Raw genomic sequence first — 17,881 nt, forward strand, 5'->3', positions numbered from 1 at the left:
GTCATCGGTCCTTTTCAGAGGCGGGACACCAGGTCACACCTCGGTTCGAGACCGGACCCTTACACAACTAATGAAACACCCTCGCAGGGAGTCGACGGCACAGCGGCGACGCGCGTCCCTCTGGCGCCGCCGCCGCAAAACGCCCGTGTCAAACCTCTGGGAGGGCTGCTCCCGAAGTTCATTTTCTGTCGAAGCAACCTATCTGCCAGGTCGCACGTTAGCGACTGCTGCGCGATCAAGTGTCACCCTGGCTTGACCCTAATGGAGAACTACTTACTCGGCTCCGCGTTCCACTCCAGATAGACCGAAGCGCCTGACTGATCACAGGAAGAGGTGGAATCTGGGAGATTCCACGTCTTCGTAACACCATCTTCTCAATCTCAGTATCATTTCTGCTGGGTGAATTCTCTCCGTTGACACGCAGGAGCCACAACGGTGCTGCCCTGGTGAGTTCCCGGATTCGCCGCTGCAGTTGGCGACGGCGGCAGGATTTTCCCACCCCACGACGGACAACCACTTCGCTTCGGAGCATTCCGCTAAAGATCCACGCGCATCTGAACTGTCACTTGCGACACGGAGTCCATGAGGCGAAGAGGCATGAGGGCGTCCGTCGTGGTTGGTCCGATTTGGGCCCAGGTGGGGCAGGCTCGTCATGCTGTGCTGCCGCCGTTATCCAACTCCTCTTTTCGTCCAATCGAGGCGGATCGGAAAACCTTGCTGCGTGTCAGTTGGAGCAGCTTCTAATGGAAGAGATTCCGTTGGAGGGAAAGCGTTTCATCGCCTCATTCCAAGTGGTGTTCGTCGCGAATGCCATGAGTTCCATTGCTAGGCCCTTGCTCGGTCGGCTCTGCAGGATGCAATCTCGAATTCGAGCTGCGACATTCTCCATGGTGAATGGATCGTCCACGAAGCTCTGTACAACTGGGAGCTCGGCGCGAGATGCCCGCAACCCGATTCCCGATTTCGACGGGTGCGACGATCGGAGATTGTTTATTTTCATGGCCACGCTGTTCGGGCTTCGGAAACTTGCGTCACAGGCTCCAGGAGGAAAATAGTCGGCGGATCGCAGTAGCTCGGATAGTTCCGGGATGCCTGGCGTATTCGCCCGAACCCCTGTCCACTTCAGATCGTTAGCGACGTCTGCCGCCAGAATCATCTCCTCAAGCGTCCAATGCATCGGTGTGGCCATGTTTTCAGAGTACCGCCTCGGCGGGTGTTCAATGCAGGAAGAATCTACTGGACTCTAGGAGGCGGGTGAACTCCGCCGCCTTCTCGAAACGGCGAGTTTCCCCGGGCAGCGCCGCCCTCCATGGAAGGACTCCGTCATGACACCCGATATCGCCGGTCACCACGGCAGCTCGAGCATCTACGCTGAGCGCACCATCCACGCCACCCCGCAGGAGGTCTTCGCTCTCCTCGCCGACCCCGCCCGCCACCACCTGACCGAGCCCCGCGATTGGGTGCGCGGCAGCTTGGAGGAGCAGCCCGCACCGATCACCGAGGTGGGCCAGGTGTTCGGGATGGAGATGTTCAACACCCACCGGGGCGGCCGCTACGAGATGCACAACCGCGTCACCGTCCTCGAACCCGACCGCGCCATCGCATGGGCGCCCGGCCAGCGCACGGCCGACGGCGAGATCGCCGCCGGCGGCTGGTTCTGGCGCTACGACCTCGAGCCGGCGACGGACGGGACCCGCGTGCGCCTCACCTACGACTGGGCCGAGACCCCGCAGGAGACGATCGAGAAGATCGGCGGCATGCCCGCCGTCAGCGAGCGGTACCTCGGCAAGTCCCTCGCAGCCCTTGCCGCTGCCGTGGAGCCCGGCGAGAGCTGATCGCGGTCCCGGACGGGCCGCCAACCGAAGTCGGCACTCACTCCTTCGGGCGGGGCCCCTTCACCCATTCGACCCCGTCGAAGTGCGCCAGCCCCATGTCCTCGAAGGTGCGCAGCCAGCCGTGCATGGGCCAGAACGCCCAGCGGCGGTAGAAGGTGTGGGCGTTGACGAGGATCGCGTCGAGGTGCTCGATCGGCGGGGTGGAGACCGGGTGCCACTGGTGGTAGGCGTGCGCCCCGCCGACCCACACGAGCGGCACGTCGCAGGCCCGTAGATTCATCCCGAAGTCGGTGTCCTCGCCGCCGTAGTCGACGTAGTCCTCGCAGAACCCGCCGAACCGCTGCCGCAGCGCCCGCCACGTCCTCGCGGTGACGGCGAAGGATAGCGACCAGAACAGCTCGTACTCCTCGTCCGTCGCCCGCTGCAGCTCATCCTCCGGCGGGTTGGGCCGCGCGCCGTGCGGGCGCGTCCACTTCGCCAGCCGGTCGAGGTCGTAGGGCCGGTCGTCCGCCGCGAGGTAGGTCACCGGCCCGGCGAGCACGGCCTCCGGCAGCTGCTCCGCCGCCCGCGCGTATCCCGAGCATAATTCCGCCCCGGGCATGCAGTCCGCGTCGAGGAACACGACGAGCTCCGCCCCGTCGGCAACAGCGGCGTCGCCGGCGACGTTCCGGGCGCGCGCCAGGTTCACCGGGCCCGGCCCGGTGCGATCGATGACTTGGGAGCCGGGCACGGTGAACGGCTCTTCGCCGATGAGCACCGTATGGTGCGCGGCGCCGGGCATCCAGCGTCCCACCGCCTCGAGCTGGCGCAGCACGTGCCCCCGCCGCCCGGCCGAGGCCAGGGTCACCACATGGATCGCGTTCATCGTCCGACCTCCTCGATGATCCGGGCCGCACGCTGCGCCGCACCCGTACTGCCCCACTGCTCCCAGCGCGGCTCCAGCTCCCGCGCGCGCTCGATGAGTCCGGCCCACTCCTCGACGGCGGGCACCGACTCCGGCACCACCGCCAGGCCGGCTTCGCACAGCACCCGGGCGGTGGCCTCCTGCTCCCCGAACGGCCGGTCCTGGGGCACGACCACGGCGCGCGCGCCGAGCACGGCGAGGTCCGCGATCGAGTTCTGACCGGCGGCGGTGACGACCACCTCGGCGGCGGACAGCAGAGCGAAGGGGTCGTCGACCCACGCACCCGGCCCGATCACCGTGACCGGCACCGGGAGCGATTCCGCCACGGCATCCCAATACGCGGCCGGCTGATCCATCCCGCCGCCGCCGTGGACGATGACGACGCCGGTGCGCTCTCTATCCCCGGCGGGAGCGGGCACCCGGCCGGCGAACCGACTGATGCCGCCCACGGCGTGCACGCGCTCGGTCACCGGCTCCAGGTGCTCGGGCAGCTCCACCCAGTCGGGCCAGGCGGCGATGATCGCATCGGCTGCCCGGTACCCCACAGCGTGCGGGGCGTCGTCACGGATGCCGGGCATCGCCTGCACCGTCACCGGCACACCCATGGCGCGCACGAGCACCGCGACCTCGACGGAGACGTCGACGTGGAACCCCCGGGGCCGGTTATCCGCCACCCATCCGGCGATCATCGCCATCCGCTCGGCGAGCCCCGCGTGATGCGCCGGCGCCCAGTGGAAGGTCCCATGGGCGTTCAGCGCGGCGCCGCTCACCCCGGGGGCCGGGGCGTCCATCGGCAGCACGAGATCCGCACCCGGCGCCGAGGACAGGATCGTCGTGTCGTCGTCGAGCGCCGCGGCGATCTCCCGGCACCGTGTCAGGTGCCCGGTGCCGTGGTGGTGGGCGTAGAAGCCGATCATCGGACGGACTTCCGCGCGGAGCGCTGCTGAGCGGTGATGCGATCGATGCGGGAGCGGTGCGCGAGCCGCGGGTACTCGACGGCCGGGCGCGGTCCGGAAAGCGCCGGCCCGCCGTCGGCCAGGCGCGCAAACACCTCGAGGTAGCGCTCGATCATGATCCGCAGGTCGAACCGCTCGACGGCGATCTGCCGAGCCTCCGCACGCGACTGCCGGAGCGCTGCCCGCACCGCGCGGGCGAGGTCGTCCGGGTCGGACGGGCGGGAGATGTGGTCGGGGGTGTCGGCGAGCACCTCGGGCACTCCGCCGCGGCCGAATGCCGCCACCGGGGTGCCGCACGCCAGCGCCTCGATCGTCACCAGGCCGAACGGCTCGTCCCACTCCGGGGTGACGAGCGCGACGTCCGCCTGGCCCACCTCGCGGGCGAGCTCGTCCGGCGACAGGGTGCCGAGCCAGCGGATGTCGTCGCCGAGGCGCGGCCGGATCTCCTCCTCGACATAGGACGGCTGGGCGGCGCGGCCGATGAGGGTGAGCGGCAGGCCCAGGCGCCGGCACGTGTCGATCGCGTGGTGCGGGCCCTTCTCCCGGGTCAGCCGCCCGAACCAGACCGCGCCGCGCCCACCGGGGCCGAGCGGCCACCGGCCGGTGTCGACGCCGTTGTGGATCACCGGGGCCGGGGCGGGAAGCCGCCACTGGCCGGCGGTGAACGCGCTCACCGCGCTGAACGCCCCGGCATCCGGGCCCACCCGGTCGATCGCGGACTGGATGGACCGCTGCGGGGGCACGTGGAGGGTGGTGAGCATCGGCGCGCGCCGGCCGGGGTCGGCGAAGAGCAGCGCCGGGTGCGTGCTGTTGTTGTGGATGACGTCGTAGTCCGCGGTCTCCAGGTGAGCTCTCAGCTGGGCGAACGCATGCGCCTCGGACTCCCGGGCGCCCGGCGGGTACTCGTCGTCGCGCGCGTGCTGCTCGAACCCGGTCCAATCGACGCCGGGGAACTCGAGGGCAGTGCTGTGCCCGTTCGAGCCGCGTGCGGCGAACAGATCGACCTCGACCCCGGCGGCCGCCAGGCCTACGACGAGCCGGTCGACGAACACCTCGAGACCACCCCCGAACGGCGGGGCGATCGGCAGGCGCGACGGCCCCACGACCGCGACCCTCACGGCGTCGCCGTCCGGGGAGCGGGCACGCGCGCTGCCGCGGTCGCTGCAGTGCCGGGCGCCGGGGATCCCGGGCCGGCGGTCGGCACGGGCGCGGGCGTCGCTGCGCTGTCGGCAGGTTCCGAGGGTGCTGCGCCGGCGGGCACCTCGGCGGCGGGACGGCCGGTGTAGATCCGGTGGTGCGCGCGGACGATCTCCACGTACTCGCGCTCGCGGTCCCCGCCGTAGGGCAGCAGGCCGCCGGCGAGCGTGGTGAGAGCCGCCGCCGCCGCCGAGGCGCCCGCCCCGGTGGCATAGGACACGACCCCGCCCGGCCGGTCGGCCTGGTCCGCGTAGTAGCCGCAGTCGGGGGCGACGACGGTGACGGCGAGGTCGCGGCACATCTCGAGCCAGCCGGAGTGGGAGCCGCGGATGTAGGGCAGGACGACGGCGTCGTACTCCGCGACCGCGGCGAAGAGCGCGGCGTCGTCCATGCGTGGGTGGACGTGCAGGCCTTCGCCCCACGTCGTCGCGAGCGCGGTGACGAGCGGGTGCTGCGCGGCGTCCTCGTGGACGTGGACGTGGAGCTCGGCCCCGCCCGCCGCGAGGCCGCCGGCCAGCGCGCGGTGGTACTCCGGATCCGTGGCGGTGTTGTGGCGCATGCTCTTGAGGAACAGGCCCACCCGGTTCCCGGTCCGGCGCGCTGCGGCGGCCGCGACGACCCGGCGGGCGGTGCCCGGGTCGACGATGAACGGGTGGGGGATCACCTCGGCGGCGACACCCAGCCGGGCGGCGATGCGGGCGGCGGCAGCAGGAGTGAGCGTGATGACCGATTCCGCGGCGCGGATGAGGTCGGTGAGCCGCGCGTGGTGGTCGGCCTGCTCGGTGAGGTGCGGATTGTCGAGGTCGTGGACGGTGACGACGAGCCGGGTCGCGGTGGCCGCGCACTCGTCGACGAACTCGCGGATCCGCTCCGGCGAGCAGTGCTCGAAGCCGAAGTGGATGTGGACGAGGTCGACCGCCTCCGCATGCGCCCGCAACCACCCGGGTTCGAGCGCGGGGTGCGGGAACCAGGCCCCGGCGCGGGTGCCGGGAGGAGGTTCCGGGGCGAAGGCCGCGACGTCGGACCAGCGGGAGGCGGGGAGGACCGCGGCGACGTACGGGTGATCGGCGGGGATCGCCGCGACGGTGACGCGAGCCGCGCCGGCCTGCAGGGCGGGTGCAGCGGGTGACGTGCGCATGGTCCTCTCCTTCCGGTGAATCGGTGGTTCAAGGTCGCTCGATGATGCGCCCACTCCCTCGTTTCAAGGTCGATTGTCGCACCTCGGCCGCCCGGCGAACTCGGGACGACGAAGCGGCGCGGATAGGATGCAGGCGTGAGCATTTCCGGACGCACCCGCCACTACGCCGACTTCTACAGCCTCAACGCCGCTCTGACCAGGAGCGATGATCGACCGTTCGGCATCGTGGTGGGCAACTGCCAGGCGGAGTCGATCCGCGTGCTCCTGACAAGCACCCTTGCTATTGACACCATACGCGTTCCCCCGGCCTTCGAGTGGACCGCGGACGATATCCGACACGTCACGGAACTCCTGCCGCGCCTCGACGTGCTCGTCGTCCAGCCCATCCGCGACGACTACCGCGGTCTGCCCGCCGGCACCCGACAGCTCGAGGCGCAGCTCGCTCGCTCCGCGGTGAGCGTGCGGGTGCCCGCCCTGCGCTATGCCGGCCTGCACCCGTACCAGGTCATCGCCCGCGACCCGGTCGACCCCTCGCTCGACCCGCCCCTCGTGCCCTACCACGACCTCCGCACCATCGTCGCCGCCGCACAGGGGCTCGAGGTGCCCGTCGACCATGCCCTCACCGAGCAGGCGCTGCGCGACTCCGAGGAGGAGTCGCTCGACCAGCTGCGCCACCGCGAGGACCACCACGACACCATCCGGATGTCGGACGTGCTCGCCGCCCACCCGCACTGGCACACGATCAACCACCCCGACAACGCCACCCTCACCGCGCTCGCCGCCCGGGTGTGCGAGCGGCTGGGGATCGATTCCCCGGTGGGGGATCCGGGCCGTGAGCTGCTCGGCGCGGTCGAGGCGCCGGTCGACCCGGAGCACGCGCGGGTGCTCGACGCGGTCCTGCGCCCGGATGCCTCCGCCGGTGAGTGGCGGCTGTCCGGCACCCCGCCGACCACGCTCACCGAGGCCGAGGTGGCCCGCGCCCACCTCGAGTTCTACGCCTCCCGGCCCGGCCTCGTGGACAACGCGCTCGTCCGCCACCGCGACCGGCTCGAGCTCCTCGGGTTCCGGCTGTGAGCACGGGTTCGGGCGAGGGCCCGGGTAGAGGCGCGAGCGGATCCACCGGGGGCGCGGCAGTCTCCGCGCGGCCCATCGTGTGCCATGTGATCGTCGGCCCGCCCCACCACGGGGTCACGCGGTACGGGCTCGCGCTCGTCGACGCCTGCACATCCTCGCCCGGCGGTTTCACCCACCGGCTCGTGCACCTCGGCGACCGGGAGGACCTGACGCCGCCTTCGTCGGTCGAGGCGGACATCATCCACGTGACCTTCACCGACCACCTGTTCGGGTCCGACCCCGAGGCCGCGGCGCGAGCCGTCGCCAGACTCGTCGCCGAGGCGCGGCGTCCGGGCCCTGTCGCAGGGCTGCTCTACGATCCGGCCGACGGCGGCGCCCCGGCAGGTGAGGCCGCGCAGGCTGTGAGCGGGACGGGTGAGGAGAGCCGCCGGGCCGGCGAGACCGAGGGGCGGATCGGTGAGGCGGGGGACCGGCCGCGGCTCACGGTCTCAGTCCACGACGTGCCCCAGCCCGCCGAGGGCGAGGAGCGGTACGCCCGCCGGGCACGCGGGTACGCCGCGCTCGCCGAGCAGGCCGATGCGGTCGTGGTGAACTCCGCGCACGAGGCCGCGTTCTTCGACAGCGACGCCTCCGTCATCCCCCTGCCGATCGAGGATCCGCGCCCGCAGCCGCCGGCCACGGCAGGCCGCGAGGACGGCACCAGGCAGGTCGATGGGGCGGGAGATTCGGCGGGAGACGCGGCGGTTCCGATGGTCGGGCTCCTCGGCTTCGTCTACCCGGGTAAGGGGTACGAGCGCGTCATCGAGGCGGCGCCCGCGGGCGTCCTCGTGCGGGCACTCGGCGCGGTCGCCACCGGGCACGACGACTACGCCGCGCAGCTGAGCGCGCTCGCTGCTGAGCGCGGGGTCGACTTCGAGGTCACCGGATATGTCCCGGACAGCGCCCTCGCGGCAGAGCTCGATGCGGTCACGGTGCCCGTGTGCCCACACCGGCACGTGTCCGCCTCGGGTTCGCTCAACACGTGGATCGCCCACAACCGGCGGGTCGTCGTCGCCGACGGCCCCTACATGCGCGAGGTCGCCGAGCGCTGGTCGGAGCGCGTGGTGCTCGCGGGAGAGCGTGGCCCCGGGCAGGGTGCTGCGGTTGTCCATGACGCCCCGGGGGGCGCCTCGGGTGGGGATGTTCCGGACCTTGCCACGGCGATCGAGTCCATGCTCGCCGATCCCGCAAGCGCTTGGTGCGCCGAGCCACCGCCGGCCTGGGGGTGGCCCGAACTCGCCGCCGCGTACACGCGGCTATGGAGCGAGCTGACATGAACGAGGATCTGCTGTGAGCGAGGCTCCGCTGTGAGCAAGGACCAGCCCCTGGTCTCGGTGGTCATCCCCTACTACGAGAACCCGAGTGGGCTCGCCCAGGTGCTCGACGGCATCGCCGCCCAGACCTATTCCGGGGAGATCGAGGTCATCGTCGCCGACGACGGATCTCAGACCCCGCCCGAGGTGCCCGCCCACGTCCGCGTGGTCCGTCAGGAAGACCGCGGATTCCGAGCGGCGGCGGCGCGGAACCTCGGGGCGGCCGAGGCCTCGGGAGTGGTGCTCGCCTTCCTCGACGGCGACACCATCCCCGAACCCGGCTACCTCGACGCCGTCGTCGCACGGCTCCGGGCCGAACCCAGGGTGCTCGTCGTCGGCAGCCGCCGGCACCTCGTCACCGGGGAGGACGGTGCGGTGCGCGACCTCGGGGAGCCCGCGTGGCTGCGGGACGCGTGGGGGTACACCGATGACCTGCGGGCGGTCGACGACACCGGGTTCCGGTTCGTCATCTCCGCCGTGCTGTCGTGCACCCGCGCGGTGTTCGAGCAGGTGGGCGGCTTCGACGGCTCGCTCGTGGGCTACGGCGGCGAGGACTGGGAATTCGGCTGGCAGGCGTGGCTGGCCGGGATCGACCTGAGGCACGAACCGGCGGCGCAGGCGGTGCACCTCGGCGCGGACTGGGGTGGCCGCGGCGAGGACCGAGCGGCGGCCATCGCGGAGAAGAACCGGGAGAGCATGGCACTCGCCTCCCGGATCACTCACCCGATCATGCGCCCGCCCGGGGTCGTCAACGCGGTGCCCGACATCCGGGTGCGCTGGGCGGGGGAGACCGACCCCGGTGTCGTCGTGCCCGTGGTGGCAGGGCTGCTGGCCGCGGGTGATGTCCACGTCGAGCTCGACGCGGTGCCCGCGGTGTTCGCCGCGGACCCGCGGGTGCGTCAGGCGGATGACCTGAACTCGGCCGGGAGCGGCAGGGTCCGGCCCCGGTTCGATGTCGAGCTGCTCCGCGCATGCCGGATCCCCGCCGACGGACTCCAGACGGTGTGCGAGGAGGTGTCGGACCTCGGCGGGTGCGCCGAGGTGCTCGGTACCGAGGGAGAAGCGCTGCTCCGCATCACTCCTCGGCGAGCACTCGCCCGAGGCGAGCATCAGGTGACGAGGCTCGACCGGGAATGGCCGGTGCTCACTACTCCGCTCCGCCTCGAGGACGAGTTCCGGGAGGCGGGTACTCGGTTCGCGGAGTGACGTGACTGTTGTCGGTGAACTCGATCAGACGTACAATTATCTGTACAGGGGGTTGCGATGAAGACGATGAGCTACACAGATTCACGGGCCAATTATGCGAAAGTGCTCGACGATGTCACCAATGATCGGGAGGCGGTCGTCATCACGCGCGCCGGCCATGAGCCGGTCGTCATTGTTTCCTTGGCGGATTACGAATCGCTTCGCGAAACCGCCTATCTCATGCGATCGCCGGCCAACGCCCGTCGACTGCTGGATGCAATGGAACGACTTGAAGCCGATCGCGGGCAGGCGCACGAACTCATCGAGACCGACTGAAGCATGCTTCTGGTGTGGGATGAAGGTGCATGGGAGGACTACCTGTGGTGGCAGGCACAGGACCGAAAGGTACTCAAACGCATCAATCGCCTGATCAAGGAGATCGAGCGCAACGGCAACGAGGGGATCGGTAAACCGGAACCCCTCAAACACGATTTCGCAGGATACTGGTCCCGGCGCATCACCGATGAGCATCGACTCGTCTACAAACTCGCTCGCGATGAGATCCGCATCGCAGCCTGTCGATATCACTACGGATAAGCGCGACGAACGCAATCGACCTGGCTGCCGCCGCTATCAACCGCAACGCGCCCGGCCGAACCCTACCGATTGATCGGCGGGCGCGGTGCCCAGCTGAAGTCGCGGTCGAACAGGTAGCGCGCCTCGGTGTCGGATTCGATGACGATGTCCACCCGGTCGCCGGTGAGCGCGATCCGGCCGTCGGGCCGCTCCTCCCACGTGAGGTCGAAACCCGCGACGTAGTCGTTGCGGCCCAGTGGCTGGCTGCCCTCGCGGATCCGGTCGAGCGAGAGCGTCACTGTGTCGCCGTCGAGGCGATACGTCCCGCCCTGGAAGTCGCCGTTCGCATAGCGGATGCCCACCCGGCCGCGGCCGTCGTGGTAGTCCCACTGGCCGAACGCCACCTGCTGCCAGCGGTCGTCCTCGGCGAGCTGCGCGGCCGGTTCCCGTGCGTCCTCGACCACCCGATACACCCCGGGCAGCGGGCCGTCGACCCGGGAGATCCCCTGCGCCGACCACACGAGCACCGCACCGGACCCAGCGACCGCGACGACGGCGACGATCGCGCCGAGCCAGCGGGTGAAACGGGCGAGGCGCGGCCACGGGATGGGCGTGGGGAGCAGCGCCGGCCCGGTCGCGCGCCCAGCGACGAAGCGCAGCAGCCGGGGCAGGAACGGCAGCAGGATGATGATCCCGACCACGCCCAAGACCCCGGCGAGCTGCTTGACCGGGACGTCGTAGGCCATGTTGAGGAGGAACACGACGGCCATGTCCGCGACCGCGAGCAGCGCCCCCAGCCACACGGTCCGCCGGAACAGGAGGAGGGCGGCGGCGAGCACCTCGGCGACCCCGGCCAGGCACTGGACCACCGGCGAGTACGCCATGAACCGCCACAGCAGGCCCATCGGGCTCATCTCGCCGAACTGGGTCAGCGCGTCCCCGTGGTCGGGGAGCCCCATCTGCATGAGCACGACCTTCGACCAGCCGTAGACCAGGAGCATCGCGGCGAGCCCCATGCGCAGCACCCAGTGGAGCATCCACGCGAGGGTGACGAGGATGTTCTGCCGGCGGGTCCGGCGCTGCGCGTCGAGCTTCTCGATCGGGTCGCGCAGCTCGGCGGTCGGTGGTTCGGACGCGGGGCCGTCCGTGCTCATCTCAGCTCCAGATGTCGTCGCCGCGGCTCACCGCGTCGAAGCCGCTGTCGACGAACACGACCTGGCCGGTCATGCGGGCGTTGCCGGGGGAGACGAGGAACGCGTGCACCTCGGCGATGTCCACGGCCTCGGCCGGACCGCCGTAGGGGCTGGGCATCGCGGCCTCGACCATCTTCCGACCCTCCTCGGTGGAGAGCAGCTCCGCGGTCATCGCGGTGCGGACCTGGCCGGGGCCCACGGCGTTGATCCCGATCCCGGCGCCGGCGTAGTCCGCCGTCGGGGCGACGCGGCGCACCCAGCGGGAGATCGCGCGCTTCGAGCTCGAGTAGTTCGCATAGCCCGCCTGGCTCTGCGCGGCGAGCGCCTTCCCGCGCTCCACCGCCGCATCACGGTCGCCGGCGAGCAGGAGGTCGACGAGCTCGGGGTCGTTGCCCTGCAGGGTCGCCGCCGAGCTCGTCACGGAGATCCGCGGGGCCTCGGACTTCGCGAGCAGCGGGCGCAGGCCCTCGATGAGCGCAACGGTGCCGAAGTAGTTGACGAGCAGCGAGAGCTCGTTGTTCGCCGACACCCCGGCGTTGGCGACGAGCCCGTCGAGGGTGCCGCCGGTGCGCTCGGTGATCTGCTCGACGACCTGCGCGATCGCGGCGTCGTCGGTGAGATCGGCGGTGATGTCCGCATCCCGGAGGTCGACGGTGATGACGGTGTCACCGCGGGAGGCGAGGAGTTCGGCGGTGGCCTTGCCGATGCCCGAGGCGGCTCCGGTGACGACGATGTTGCGGGACATGGGTCCTCCTGGTGAGCGTGGGAAGCGGCGGATCCGGGCGGGCCGACCGAGGGCCGGCCCGGGGTCGCCGGGCTGTCGGATCCACCGTAACCCTCCGGCCCGCTACGACCCGATAGGTGAATATCGTGATGTCGCTAGATGCGCGGATACTCCGGTGAGAAGGTGCCCGGGCCGCGCCCACCTCGCGGCCGGCCCCGGGTCAACCCGCCATCGGCCCGCGCCCACCTCGCCATCGGCCCGGGGTCAACCCGCCGCGGAGCCGGGCCGAGCCGCCCCGTCCCCTATAATGAGAACCGCACGTGCCGGTCCTCGCCGCTCACCGGCGAGGACGGCGACCGCGACGGAAGGCGAGACGATGAAGAGCCCGATCTCCGACTACCTCACCGAGATCATCACCGATGCCCGCTCCGCGACCGGCGGGGAGGTCGCCGACTACATCCCCGTGCTCTCCGAGGTCGACCGGGAGCTGCTCGGCGCAGCACTCTGCACGGCGTCCGGCGACCTCTACAGCGTGGGCGATGACGAGCACGCGTTCTCGATCCAGTCGATCTCCAAGCCCTTCGCCTACGCCGTCGCCCTCGAGGAGCGCGGGCCCGAGGTCGTCGACGCCCGGGTGGGGATGGAGCCCTCGGGCGAGGCGTTCAACGACATCTCGCTCGACGAGGAGACCGGCCGGCCGGACAACCCGATGATCAACGTCGGCGCGATCGCCGTCACCCAGCTCATCGGTGGACGGTCCGCGAGCGTCGACTCGCGGGTGGGCCTGCTCCTCGACCGGTTCTCCGCGCTCGCCGGGCGGCAGCTGAGCATCGACGAGCGGGTCGCGGAGTCCGAGCTCGCCCACTCCGATTACAGCATGGCGATGGCCTACATGCTCCGCGACACCGGCGTGGTGACCGACACCGCCGAGCACGCGGTGACGAGCTACATCCGCCAGTGCGCGGTGCTCGTCACCGTCCGTGATCTGGCCGTCATGGCCGCGACCCTGGCCAACGGCGGCATCCAGCCGATCACCGGACAGCGGGTGTTCTCACAGGCGGTGTGCCGGCAGGTGCAGGCGGTGATGGCCTCGGCGGGGATGTACAACGCCGCGGGCCGCTGGATGACGACCGTCGGGATCCCTGCCAAATCCGGTGTCGCCGGCGGCCTGCTCGGCACCCTGCCCGGCCGGCTGGGCCTGGCGACCTTCTCCCCGCCGCTCGACCCGCAGGGCAACAGCGTGCGCGGGGTGAAGATCTTCCAGCGCCTGTCCGAGGACATGGGGATGCACCTCATGGGCGCGGAGCCGACGGGCGACACCGCCGTGCGCGAGGTCGAGGTCACCGATGCCGCGACGACCATCGCCCTCCAGGGACCCCTCGATTTCAACGGCGGGGAGGCCTTCCTCCGCGCGGCGGTCGACTGCGCCGTGCCCTCCGGCACCGTCGTCGTCGACCTGGCACGGGTGGGGCGGGTGCACGATGTGGGCCGACGCATGATCCTCGAGGGGATGCGCCGGCTGCGCGGCGACGGGCACCGGGTGATGCTCCGCGATCCGGAGGGCCGGTTGCCGGGCCCCGACCTCGGCGACGGGACCCGGCCGGAGACCCCCGACCCGGTGGCCTGACCCGGCCGCGTGACCCGGCTGGGTGACCCGGTGGGCGCCTCGGGATCGGCCGGCTCGCGCGGTGCCCGGCCGGCTCGGTCACCGGCCCCTTCCGGGCAAGCCCCGTCGACCCGGCGGGCACCTCGGGAGCGCCCGCGTCCCACGATGTGCCCGGCTTTCCGCGTGACCCGCATCACTGCATACGATGGGGACGAATGCACTCGACGAGGAGGAACCCCGTGAAACAGATCAATGAAGTCGTCACGCTGAGCATCGAGGACGGGATCGCCGTCCTCACCCTGGATTCGCCCCCGGTCAACGCCCTGTCCGCCGCCGTGCGCGCCGGACTGCAGCAGGGATTCACCGCGGCCATCGACGACGACGCCGTGCAGGCGATCGTCCTCATCTGCGCCGGCCGGACATTCATCGCCGGCGCCGACATCTCCGAGTTCGGCGGCGACAAGACCGAGCAGACCGGTCCCGACGAGCGCGAGATCATGGACAACTCGCCCAAGCCGATCGTCGCCGCGATCCACGGCACCGCACTCGGCGGCGGCCTCGAGACCGCGCTCTGCGCCCACTACCGGGTCGCCGCGCAGTCCGCGAAGGTCGGCCTGCCCGAGGTGCACCTCGGCCTGCTGCCCGGAGCCGGCGGCACCCAGCGCCTGCCGCGCCTCACCGGCGCCGAGGTGGCTCTCGACTGGATGATCACCGGGCGTCACGTGCCCGTGGCCGAGGCCGCGGAGTACGGGGTCGTCGACGAGGTCGTCCCGGACGAGTCCCTGCGCGAGGACGCGATCGCGTTCGCCCGCCGGGTGGTGGCCGAGGGCGGCGAGCTGCGCCGCGTGCGCGACCGCGACGACAAGGTCGCCGCCGACCGCGACAAGCCGGAGCTGTTCGCCGACTTCCGGAAGAAGCACGCCCGGAAGTTCCGCGGCTTCAAGGCGCCCGAGGCGATCGTGCAGTGCGTCGAGGCGGCGGTGAACCTCCCCTACGACGAAGGCCGCGAGGTCGAGAAGAGGCTGTTCGCCGAACTCGTCAGCAGCCCGGAGTCCGCCGCCCAGCGCTACTACTTCTTCGCCGAGCGCGCCGCGGCCAAGGTGCCCGACGTCCCGCGCGACACCCCGCGCATCCCCGTCGAGTCCGTCGGCATCATCGGTGCGGGCACGATGGGCGGCGGCATCGCGATGAACTTCGCCAACGCCGGCATCCCGGTGACCATCGTCGAGCAGCAGCCCGAGGCGCTCGAGCGCGGGCTCGGTGTGATCCGCAAGAACTACGAGCGCACCGCCTCGAAGGGCCGCATCACCTCAGCCCAGGTCGAGGAGCGGATGGGACTCATCACCGGGTCGCTCACCAAGGACGACCTCGCCTCCGTCGACCTCGTCATCGAGGCGGTGTTCGAGCTCATGGACGTGAAGAAGAGCATCTTCACCGAGCTCGACGAGATCTGCAAGCCCGGCGCGATCCTGGCGACGAACACCTCCGGCCTCGACATCGACGAGATCGCCGCGGTGACCGAGCGCCCCGAGGCCGTCATCGGCATGCACTTCTTCTCCCCGGCCAACGTCATGAAGCTCCTCGAGGTCGTCCGCGCCGACCACACCTCGAAGGAGGTCATCGCCACGGTGATGGCGCTGGCGAAGAAGATCGGCAAGATCCCGGCACTCGTCGGCGTGTGCCCCGGGTTCGTCGGCAACCGGATCCTCTACGCGCGCCGCCGCGAGTCCGAGCGCCTGCTCATGGAGGGCGCGATGCCCTGGGACATCGACACCGCGGTCACGAACTTCGGACTGCCGATGGGGCCCTACCAGATGAGCGACCTCGCCGGCCTGGATATCGGCTGGCGCAAGGAAGAATCCGCCGGGCGCACCGTCCGCGAGGTGCTCTGCGAGATGGACCGGCGCGGGCAGAAGACCGGTGCCGGGTACTACGACTACGACGAGAACCGGAAGGCCACACCGTCCCCGGTGGCGGCGAAGATCATCGAGGACTTCCGGGCCAAGGAGGGTGTGGCGCCGCGCGAGATCTCCGAGGAGGAGATCTTCGAGCGCTGCACCCTGCCGATGATCAACGAGGGCCTGCACATCCTCGAGGAGGGCAAGGCGGTGCGCGCCTCCGACATCGACGTCATCTACGTCAACGGCTACGGCTGGCCGGTCTACCGGGGCGGCCCGATGTTCTACGCCGACCAGCTCGGTGCCGAGCACGTGCTCGAGCGGCTGCGCTTCTACGAGGAGAAGTACGGTTCCGACTTCACCCCCTCGCCGCTGCTCGAGAAGGTCGTCGCCGAGGGCGGACGCATCTCCGAGCTGTGAGGACCTCCGCGCGGTGAGCCGCATGCCGAGGAGCCGGCCGGCTCCGTCGTGAGCACCGGCCGGTTCCGCGGTGAGGTGCCGGTGATGTGCGAGGGCCCGGGGAAGGATCTCCTTCCCCGGGCCCTCGGCTATCCCTCGCTACCGGACTATCGGGTGGAGGCTAGATTCGTCGATATTGTCCTGAGCTCGGTTCCGGGCAGTGCAGTCGAGCCGGAGCCGGGACGTCGCGCGCTCTGTCATGGACCGAAGCGGTCGTCAGTGGTCGTGCCCCTCGTGGTCACCGTGGTCATGGTCGTCCTCGCTGTGCTCGTGGCCGTGGTCATGACCTTCGTGTCCGTGCCCCTCCTCGCCATGATCGTGCCCCTCGTGATCGCCGTGGTCATGAGCGTGGTCGGCAGCGGGGGCCTTCCCGGAGGCGCTGCCCACCTCATTGGGCACCTCGGGCAGCTCACTGCTCCGCGTCACCTCGCCGGCGCCGATGTCGACGACATGGAGCGTCTGCGTGCCGGGTTCGGTGACGAGCACCTCGTCACCGGCGACGTGGACGGTGGGGCGCGGCTCCTGCCACTCGACCGGCTCCTCCCACGGCTCGGTCACCTCGATCTCCCGGGTCACCTCGGCGGATGCGGGGTCGATGACCCGGAGCGTGCCGTCGGTGCCGAGGACGAGCGCCTCGCCCTCCGGTCCGCGGGCCAGCGAGCGGAAGGAGTACGAGGCGGGGAGATCGACGAGGCGCAGCTCGCCGGATCCGGTGTCGGTGAGGGTGACGCGGGTGGGTCGCTCGAGCTCGGCGTCCTCGTCGACCTTGTAGTCGCCGAGCACCACGGGGGAGCGCTCGCTGCCGAACTGGTTGCCGATCCGGCCGTAGTCGTCGGGGGAATCGACTTTGCGGATCTTCTCGCCGTCGATGATGAGGAGGCCGTCCTCGCACCCGACGGTGATGACCCCGCCCTCTGCGACCGCCTCCCCGTGGACGCCCGGGCAGCCGGTGCTCTCCGCGACCGTCTCGCCCGCCTCGTCGACGATCTTCACACCCGAACGGGACTCCTCGTTCCCGATCGTGACGACGGTGGAGTCGTCGGCGCGGGGCACGGCGACACCGTGGTGCGCCTCGTCCGTGGTGGTGACCGTGGTGTCGATCAGGGAGTCGGCGGAGAGGTTCGCGGGGTCGAACAGGTGCATCTCCCCCGTGCCGTCGAAGAACGCGAGGCTCCGCCCGTCGTGGTTCACGAGGTGGCCCGGGTGGCTGCCGGTGATGCGCTGCTCGGTGAGGAGCGGGTCGGTGGTGTAGGCGTGGGCGTGGTCGCCGTGCGGCTCGGACCATGTGCCGAGGTCGAGGAGCCGGAAGGAGTCGCCTCGGTGAGGAACAGGTGCCGGTTGTCGCCGGCCGGGTTGAGGCGGGTGAAGCCCTCGGCGGGGAAGGTGTCGAGGACCTCGAGGGACTCGCCGTCGAGCACCATGACCCCGCCGTCATAGGTCACGGCGAGGCGAGGCGCGGCGCCTGCGGCCTCGGTCGTCTCCCGGGAGGAGGGCTCCGCCGAGGCGCCCGCGGAGCTCTCATCACCGGCCGGACCGCCGGCCTGGCCGGGAGCGCCGCAGCCGGCGACGACGGTGAGTGCGAGGAGCGAGGCGGGCGCGGCGGCCCACCGGGACATGTGGTTGAACTTGATCTTCATGCCCGGAAGATTCGCACCGATACGAACCTATTGTCATAGCACTATATAAACGCATAGAAGCCGCGATCGATGCTCGTCGTATGAGAAGCTGACAGGAGCGACCATCCAGAGTCGGATGGGTCGACGTGGCGCCGGGCTGTGCGCTCG

At 70.7% G+C, this 17,881-nt stretch carries 17 protein-coding genes; 8 read left to right on the forward strand and 9 right to left on the reverse strand.

Features of this window, described 5'->3' with window-relative positions; genetic code table 11:
* Window positions 1-724 precede the first annotated feature (724 nt).
* Window positions 725-1,189 (reverse strand): hypothetical protein, encoded by a 465-nt coding sequence (locus ABD883_RS08655; RefSeq protein WP_345031421.1) that lies wholly within the window; start codon window positions 1,187-1,189, stop codon window positions 725-727.
* Between the two features lie 136 nt (window positions 1,190-1,325).
* Here ABD883_RS08655 and ABD883_RS08660 point away from each other — a divergent pair, with 136 nt between their 5' ends.
* Window positions 1,326-1,835 carry an SRPBCC family protein gene (locus ABD883_RS08660; RefSeq protein ID WP_345031423.1) on the forward strand — a complete coding sequence of 170 codons (510 nt, stop codon included), beginning with the start codon at window positions 1,326-1,328 and terminating at the stop codon, window positions 1,833-1,835.
* A 37-nt stretch (window positions 1,836-1,872) separates the two neighbouring features.
* Here the strand turns inward: ABD883_RS08660 and ABD883_RS08665 are convergent, their stop codons facing one another.
* From ABD883_RS08665 to ABD883_RS08680, 4 genes are read right to left on the reverse strand one after another with little or no spacing between them, the layout of a single operon-like run.
* Complete coding sequence (locus ABD883_RS08665) at window positions 1,873-2,700, reverse strand: glycosyltransferase family 2 protein (protein ID WP_345031425.1); 828 nt, start codon at window positions 2,698-2,700, stop codon at window positions 1,873-1,875.
* Window positions 2,697-3,656, reverse strand: a complete 960-nt coding sequence (locus ABD883_RS08670; RefSeq protein WP_345031427.1) for a glycosyltransferase — start codon at window positions 3,654-3,656, stop codon at window positions 2,697-2,699. Before ABD883_RS08670 ends, ABD883_RS08665 begins: the two co-directional genes overlap by 4 nt.
* Entirely contained in the window at window positions 3,653-4,813 is a 1,161-nt protein-coding gene (locus ABD883_RS08675; RefSeq protein ID WP_345031429.1) for a glycosyltransferase, read from the reverse strand. The genes ABD883_RS08670 and ABD883_RS08675 overlap by 4 nt, the downstream gene beginning before the upstream one ends.
* Complete coding sequence (locus ABD883_RS08680) at window positions 4,810-6,030, reverse strand: hypothetical protein (RefSeq protein ID WP_345031431.1); 1,221 nt, start codon at window positions 6,028-6,030, stop codon at window positions 4,810-4,812. The genes ABD883_RS08675 and ABD883_RS08680 overlap by 4 nt, the downstream gene beginning before the upstream one ends.
* Window positions 6,031-6,165: 135 nt before the next feature.
* Here ABD883_RS08680 and ABD883_RS08685 point away from each other — a divergent pair, with 135 nt between their 5' ends.
* The 5 genes from ABD883_RS08685 (at window position 6,166) to ABD883_RS08705 (ending at window position 10,238) form a co-directional block, all read left to right on the forward strand.
* Complete coding sequence (locus tag ABD883_RS08685) at window positions 6,166-7,104, forward strand: WcbI family polysaccharide biosynthesis putative acetyltransferase (RefSeq protein ID WP_345031433.1); 939 nt, start codon at window positions 6,166-6,168, stop codon at window positions 7,102-7,104.
* An 86-nt stretch (window positions 7,105-7,190) separates the two neighbouring features.
* The gene (locus ABD883_RS08690; protein WP_345031435.1) at window positions 7,191-8,420 is read left to right on the forward strand and encodes a glycosyltransferase family protein; all 1,230 of its coding nucleotides are present in this window, start codon (window positions 7,191-7,193) and stop codon (window positions 8,418-8,420) included.
* Between the two features lie 30 nt (window positions 8,421-8,450).
* A complete protein-coding gene (locus ABD883_RS08695) occupies window positions 8,451-9,662 on the forward strand; it encodes a glycosyltransferase (RefSeq protein ID WP_345031437.1) in 1,212 nt (403 codons plus the stop codon).
* 57 nt (window positions 9,663-9,719) lie between these two features.
* Entirely contained in the window at window positions 9,720-9,977 is a 258-nt protein-coding gene (locus tag ABD883_RS08700) for a type II toxin-antitoxin system Phd/YefM family antitoxin (protein ID WP_137318439.1), read from the forward strand.
* A gap of 3 nt (window positions 9,978-9,980) precedes the next feature.
* Window positions 9,981-10,238, forward strand: coding sequence for a Txe/YoeB family addiction module toxin (locus ABD883_RS08705; RefSeq protein WP_101652830.1), 258 nt, complete (start codon window positions 9,981-9,983; stop codon window positions 10,236-10,238).
* A 62-nt stretch (window positions 10,239-10,300) separates the two neighbouring features.
* Here the strand turns inward: ABD883_RS08705 and ABD883_RS08710 are convergent, their stop codons facing one another.
* Window positions 10,301-11,371: a DoxX family protein gene (locus tag ABD883_RS08710; protein WP_345031440.1), complete on the reverse strand. Its 1,071-nt coding sequence runs from the start codon at window positions 11,369-11,371 to the stop codon at window positions 10,301-10,303.
* A 1-nt stretch (window position 11,372) separates the two neighbouring features.
* Window positions 11,373-12,155: an SDR family oxidoreductase gene (locus ABD883_RS08715; RefSeq protein ID WP_345031442.1), complete on the reverse strand. Its 783-nt coding sequence runs from the start codon at window positions 12,153-12,155 to the stop codon at window positions 11,373-11,375.
* Window positions 12,156-12,510: 355 nt separating this feature from the next.
* Here ABD883_RS08715 and ABD883_RS08720 point away from each other — a divergent pair, with 355 nt between their 5' ends.
* A complete protein-coding gene (locus ABD883_RS08720; protein WP_137318436.1) occupies window positions 12,511-13,761 on the forward strand; it encodes a glutaminase in 1,251 nt (416 codons plus the stop codon).
* A 218-nt stretch (window positions 13,762-13,979) separates the two neighbouring features.
* Entirely contained in the window at window positions 13,980-16,058 is a 2,079-nt protein-coding gene (locus ABD883_RS08725) for a 3-hydroxyacyl-CoA dehydrogenase NAD-binding domain-containing protein (protein WP_345031444.1), read from the forward strand.
* A gap of 255 nt (window positions 16,059-16,313) precedes the next feature.
* On the opposite strand, the gene ABD883_RS08730 is transcribed toward ABD883_RS08725, so the two are convergent.
* Window positions 16,314-17,288, reverse strand: a complete 975-nt coding sequence (locus tag ABD883_RS08730; protein WP_345031446.1) for a hypothetical protein — start codon at window positions 17,286-17,288, stop codon at window positions 16,314-16,316.
* Window positions 17,285-17,734 (reverse strand): hypothetical protein, encoded by a 450-nt coding sequence (locus ABD883_RS08735; protein ID WP_345031448.1) that lies wholly within the window; start codon window positions 17,732-17,734, stop codon window positions 17,285-17,287. The genes ABD883_RS08730 and ABD883_RS08735 overlap by 4 nt, the downstream gene beginning before the upstream one ends.
* Window positions 17,735-17,881: the final 147 nt, after the last annotated feature.

This window comes from Brevibacterium pityocampae (assembly GCF_039541555.1).
In the GTDB taxonomy this organism is placed as follows: domain Bacteria; phylum Actinomycetota; class Actinomycetes; order Actinomycetales; family Brevibacteriaceae; genus Brevibacterium; species Brevibacterium pityocampae.

Coding starts and splice junctions, on each gene's coding strand:
- ABD883_RS08710 (WP_345031440.1), bottom strand. CDS start 11,371: ATGAGCACGGACGGCCCCGCGTCCGAACCACCGACCGCCGAGCTGCGC.
- ABD883_RS08720 (WP_137318436.1), top strand. CDS start 12,511: ATGAAGAGCCCGATCTCCGACTACCTCACCGAGATCATCACCGATGCC.
- ABD883_RS08670 (WP_345031427.1), bottom strand. CDS start 3,656: ATGATCGGCTTCTACGCCCACCACCACGGCACCGGGCACCTGACACGG.
- ABD883_RS08665 (WP_345031425.1), bottom strand. CDS start 2,700: ATGAACGCGATCCATGTGGTGACCCTGGCCTCGGCCGGGCGGCGGGGG.
- ABD883_RS08655 (WP_345031421.1), bottom strand. CDS start 1,189: ATGGCCACACCGATGCATTGGACGCTTGAGGAGATGATTCTGGCGGCA.
- ABD883_RS08700 (WP_137318439.1), top strand. CDS start 9,720: ATGAAGACGATGAGCTACACAGATTCACGGGCCAATTATGCGAAAGTG.
- ABD883_RS08705 (WP_101652830.1), top strand. CDS start 9,981: ATGCTTCTGGTGTGGGATGAAGGTGCATGGGAGGACTACCTGTGGTGG.
- ABD883_RS08735 (WP_345031448.1), bottom strand. CDS start 17,734: ATGAAGATCAAGTTCAACCACATGTCCCGGTGGGCCGCCGCGCCCGCC.
- ABD883_RS08660 (WP_345031423.1), top strand. CDS start 1,326: ATGACACCCGATATCGCCGGTCACCACGGCAGCTCGAGCATCTACGCT.
- ABD883_RS08715 (WP_345031442.1), bottom strand. CDS start 12,155: ATGTCCCGCAACATCGTCGTCACCGGAGCCGCCTCGGGCATCGGCAAG.
- ABD883_RS08680 (WP_345031431.1), bottom strand. CDS start 6,030: ATGCGCACGTCACCCGCTGCACCCGCCCTGCAGGCCGGCGCGGCTCGC.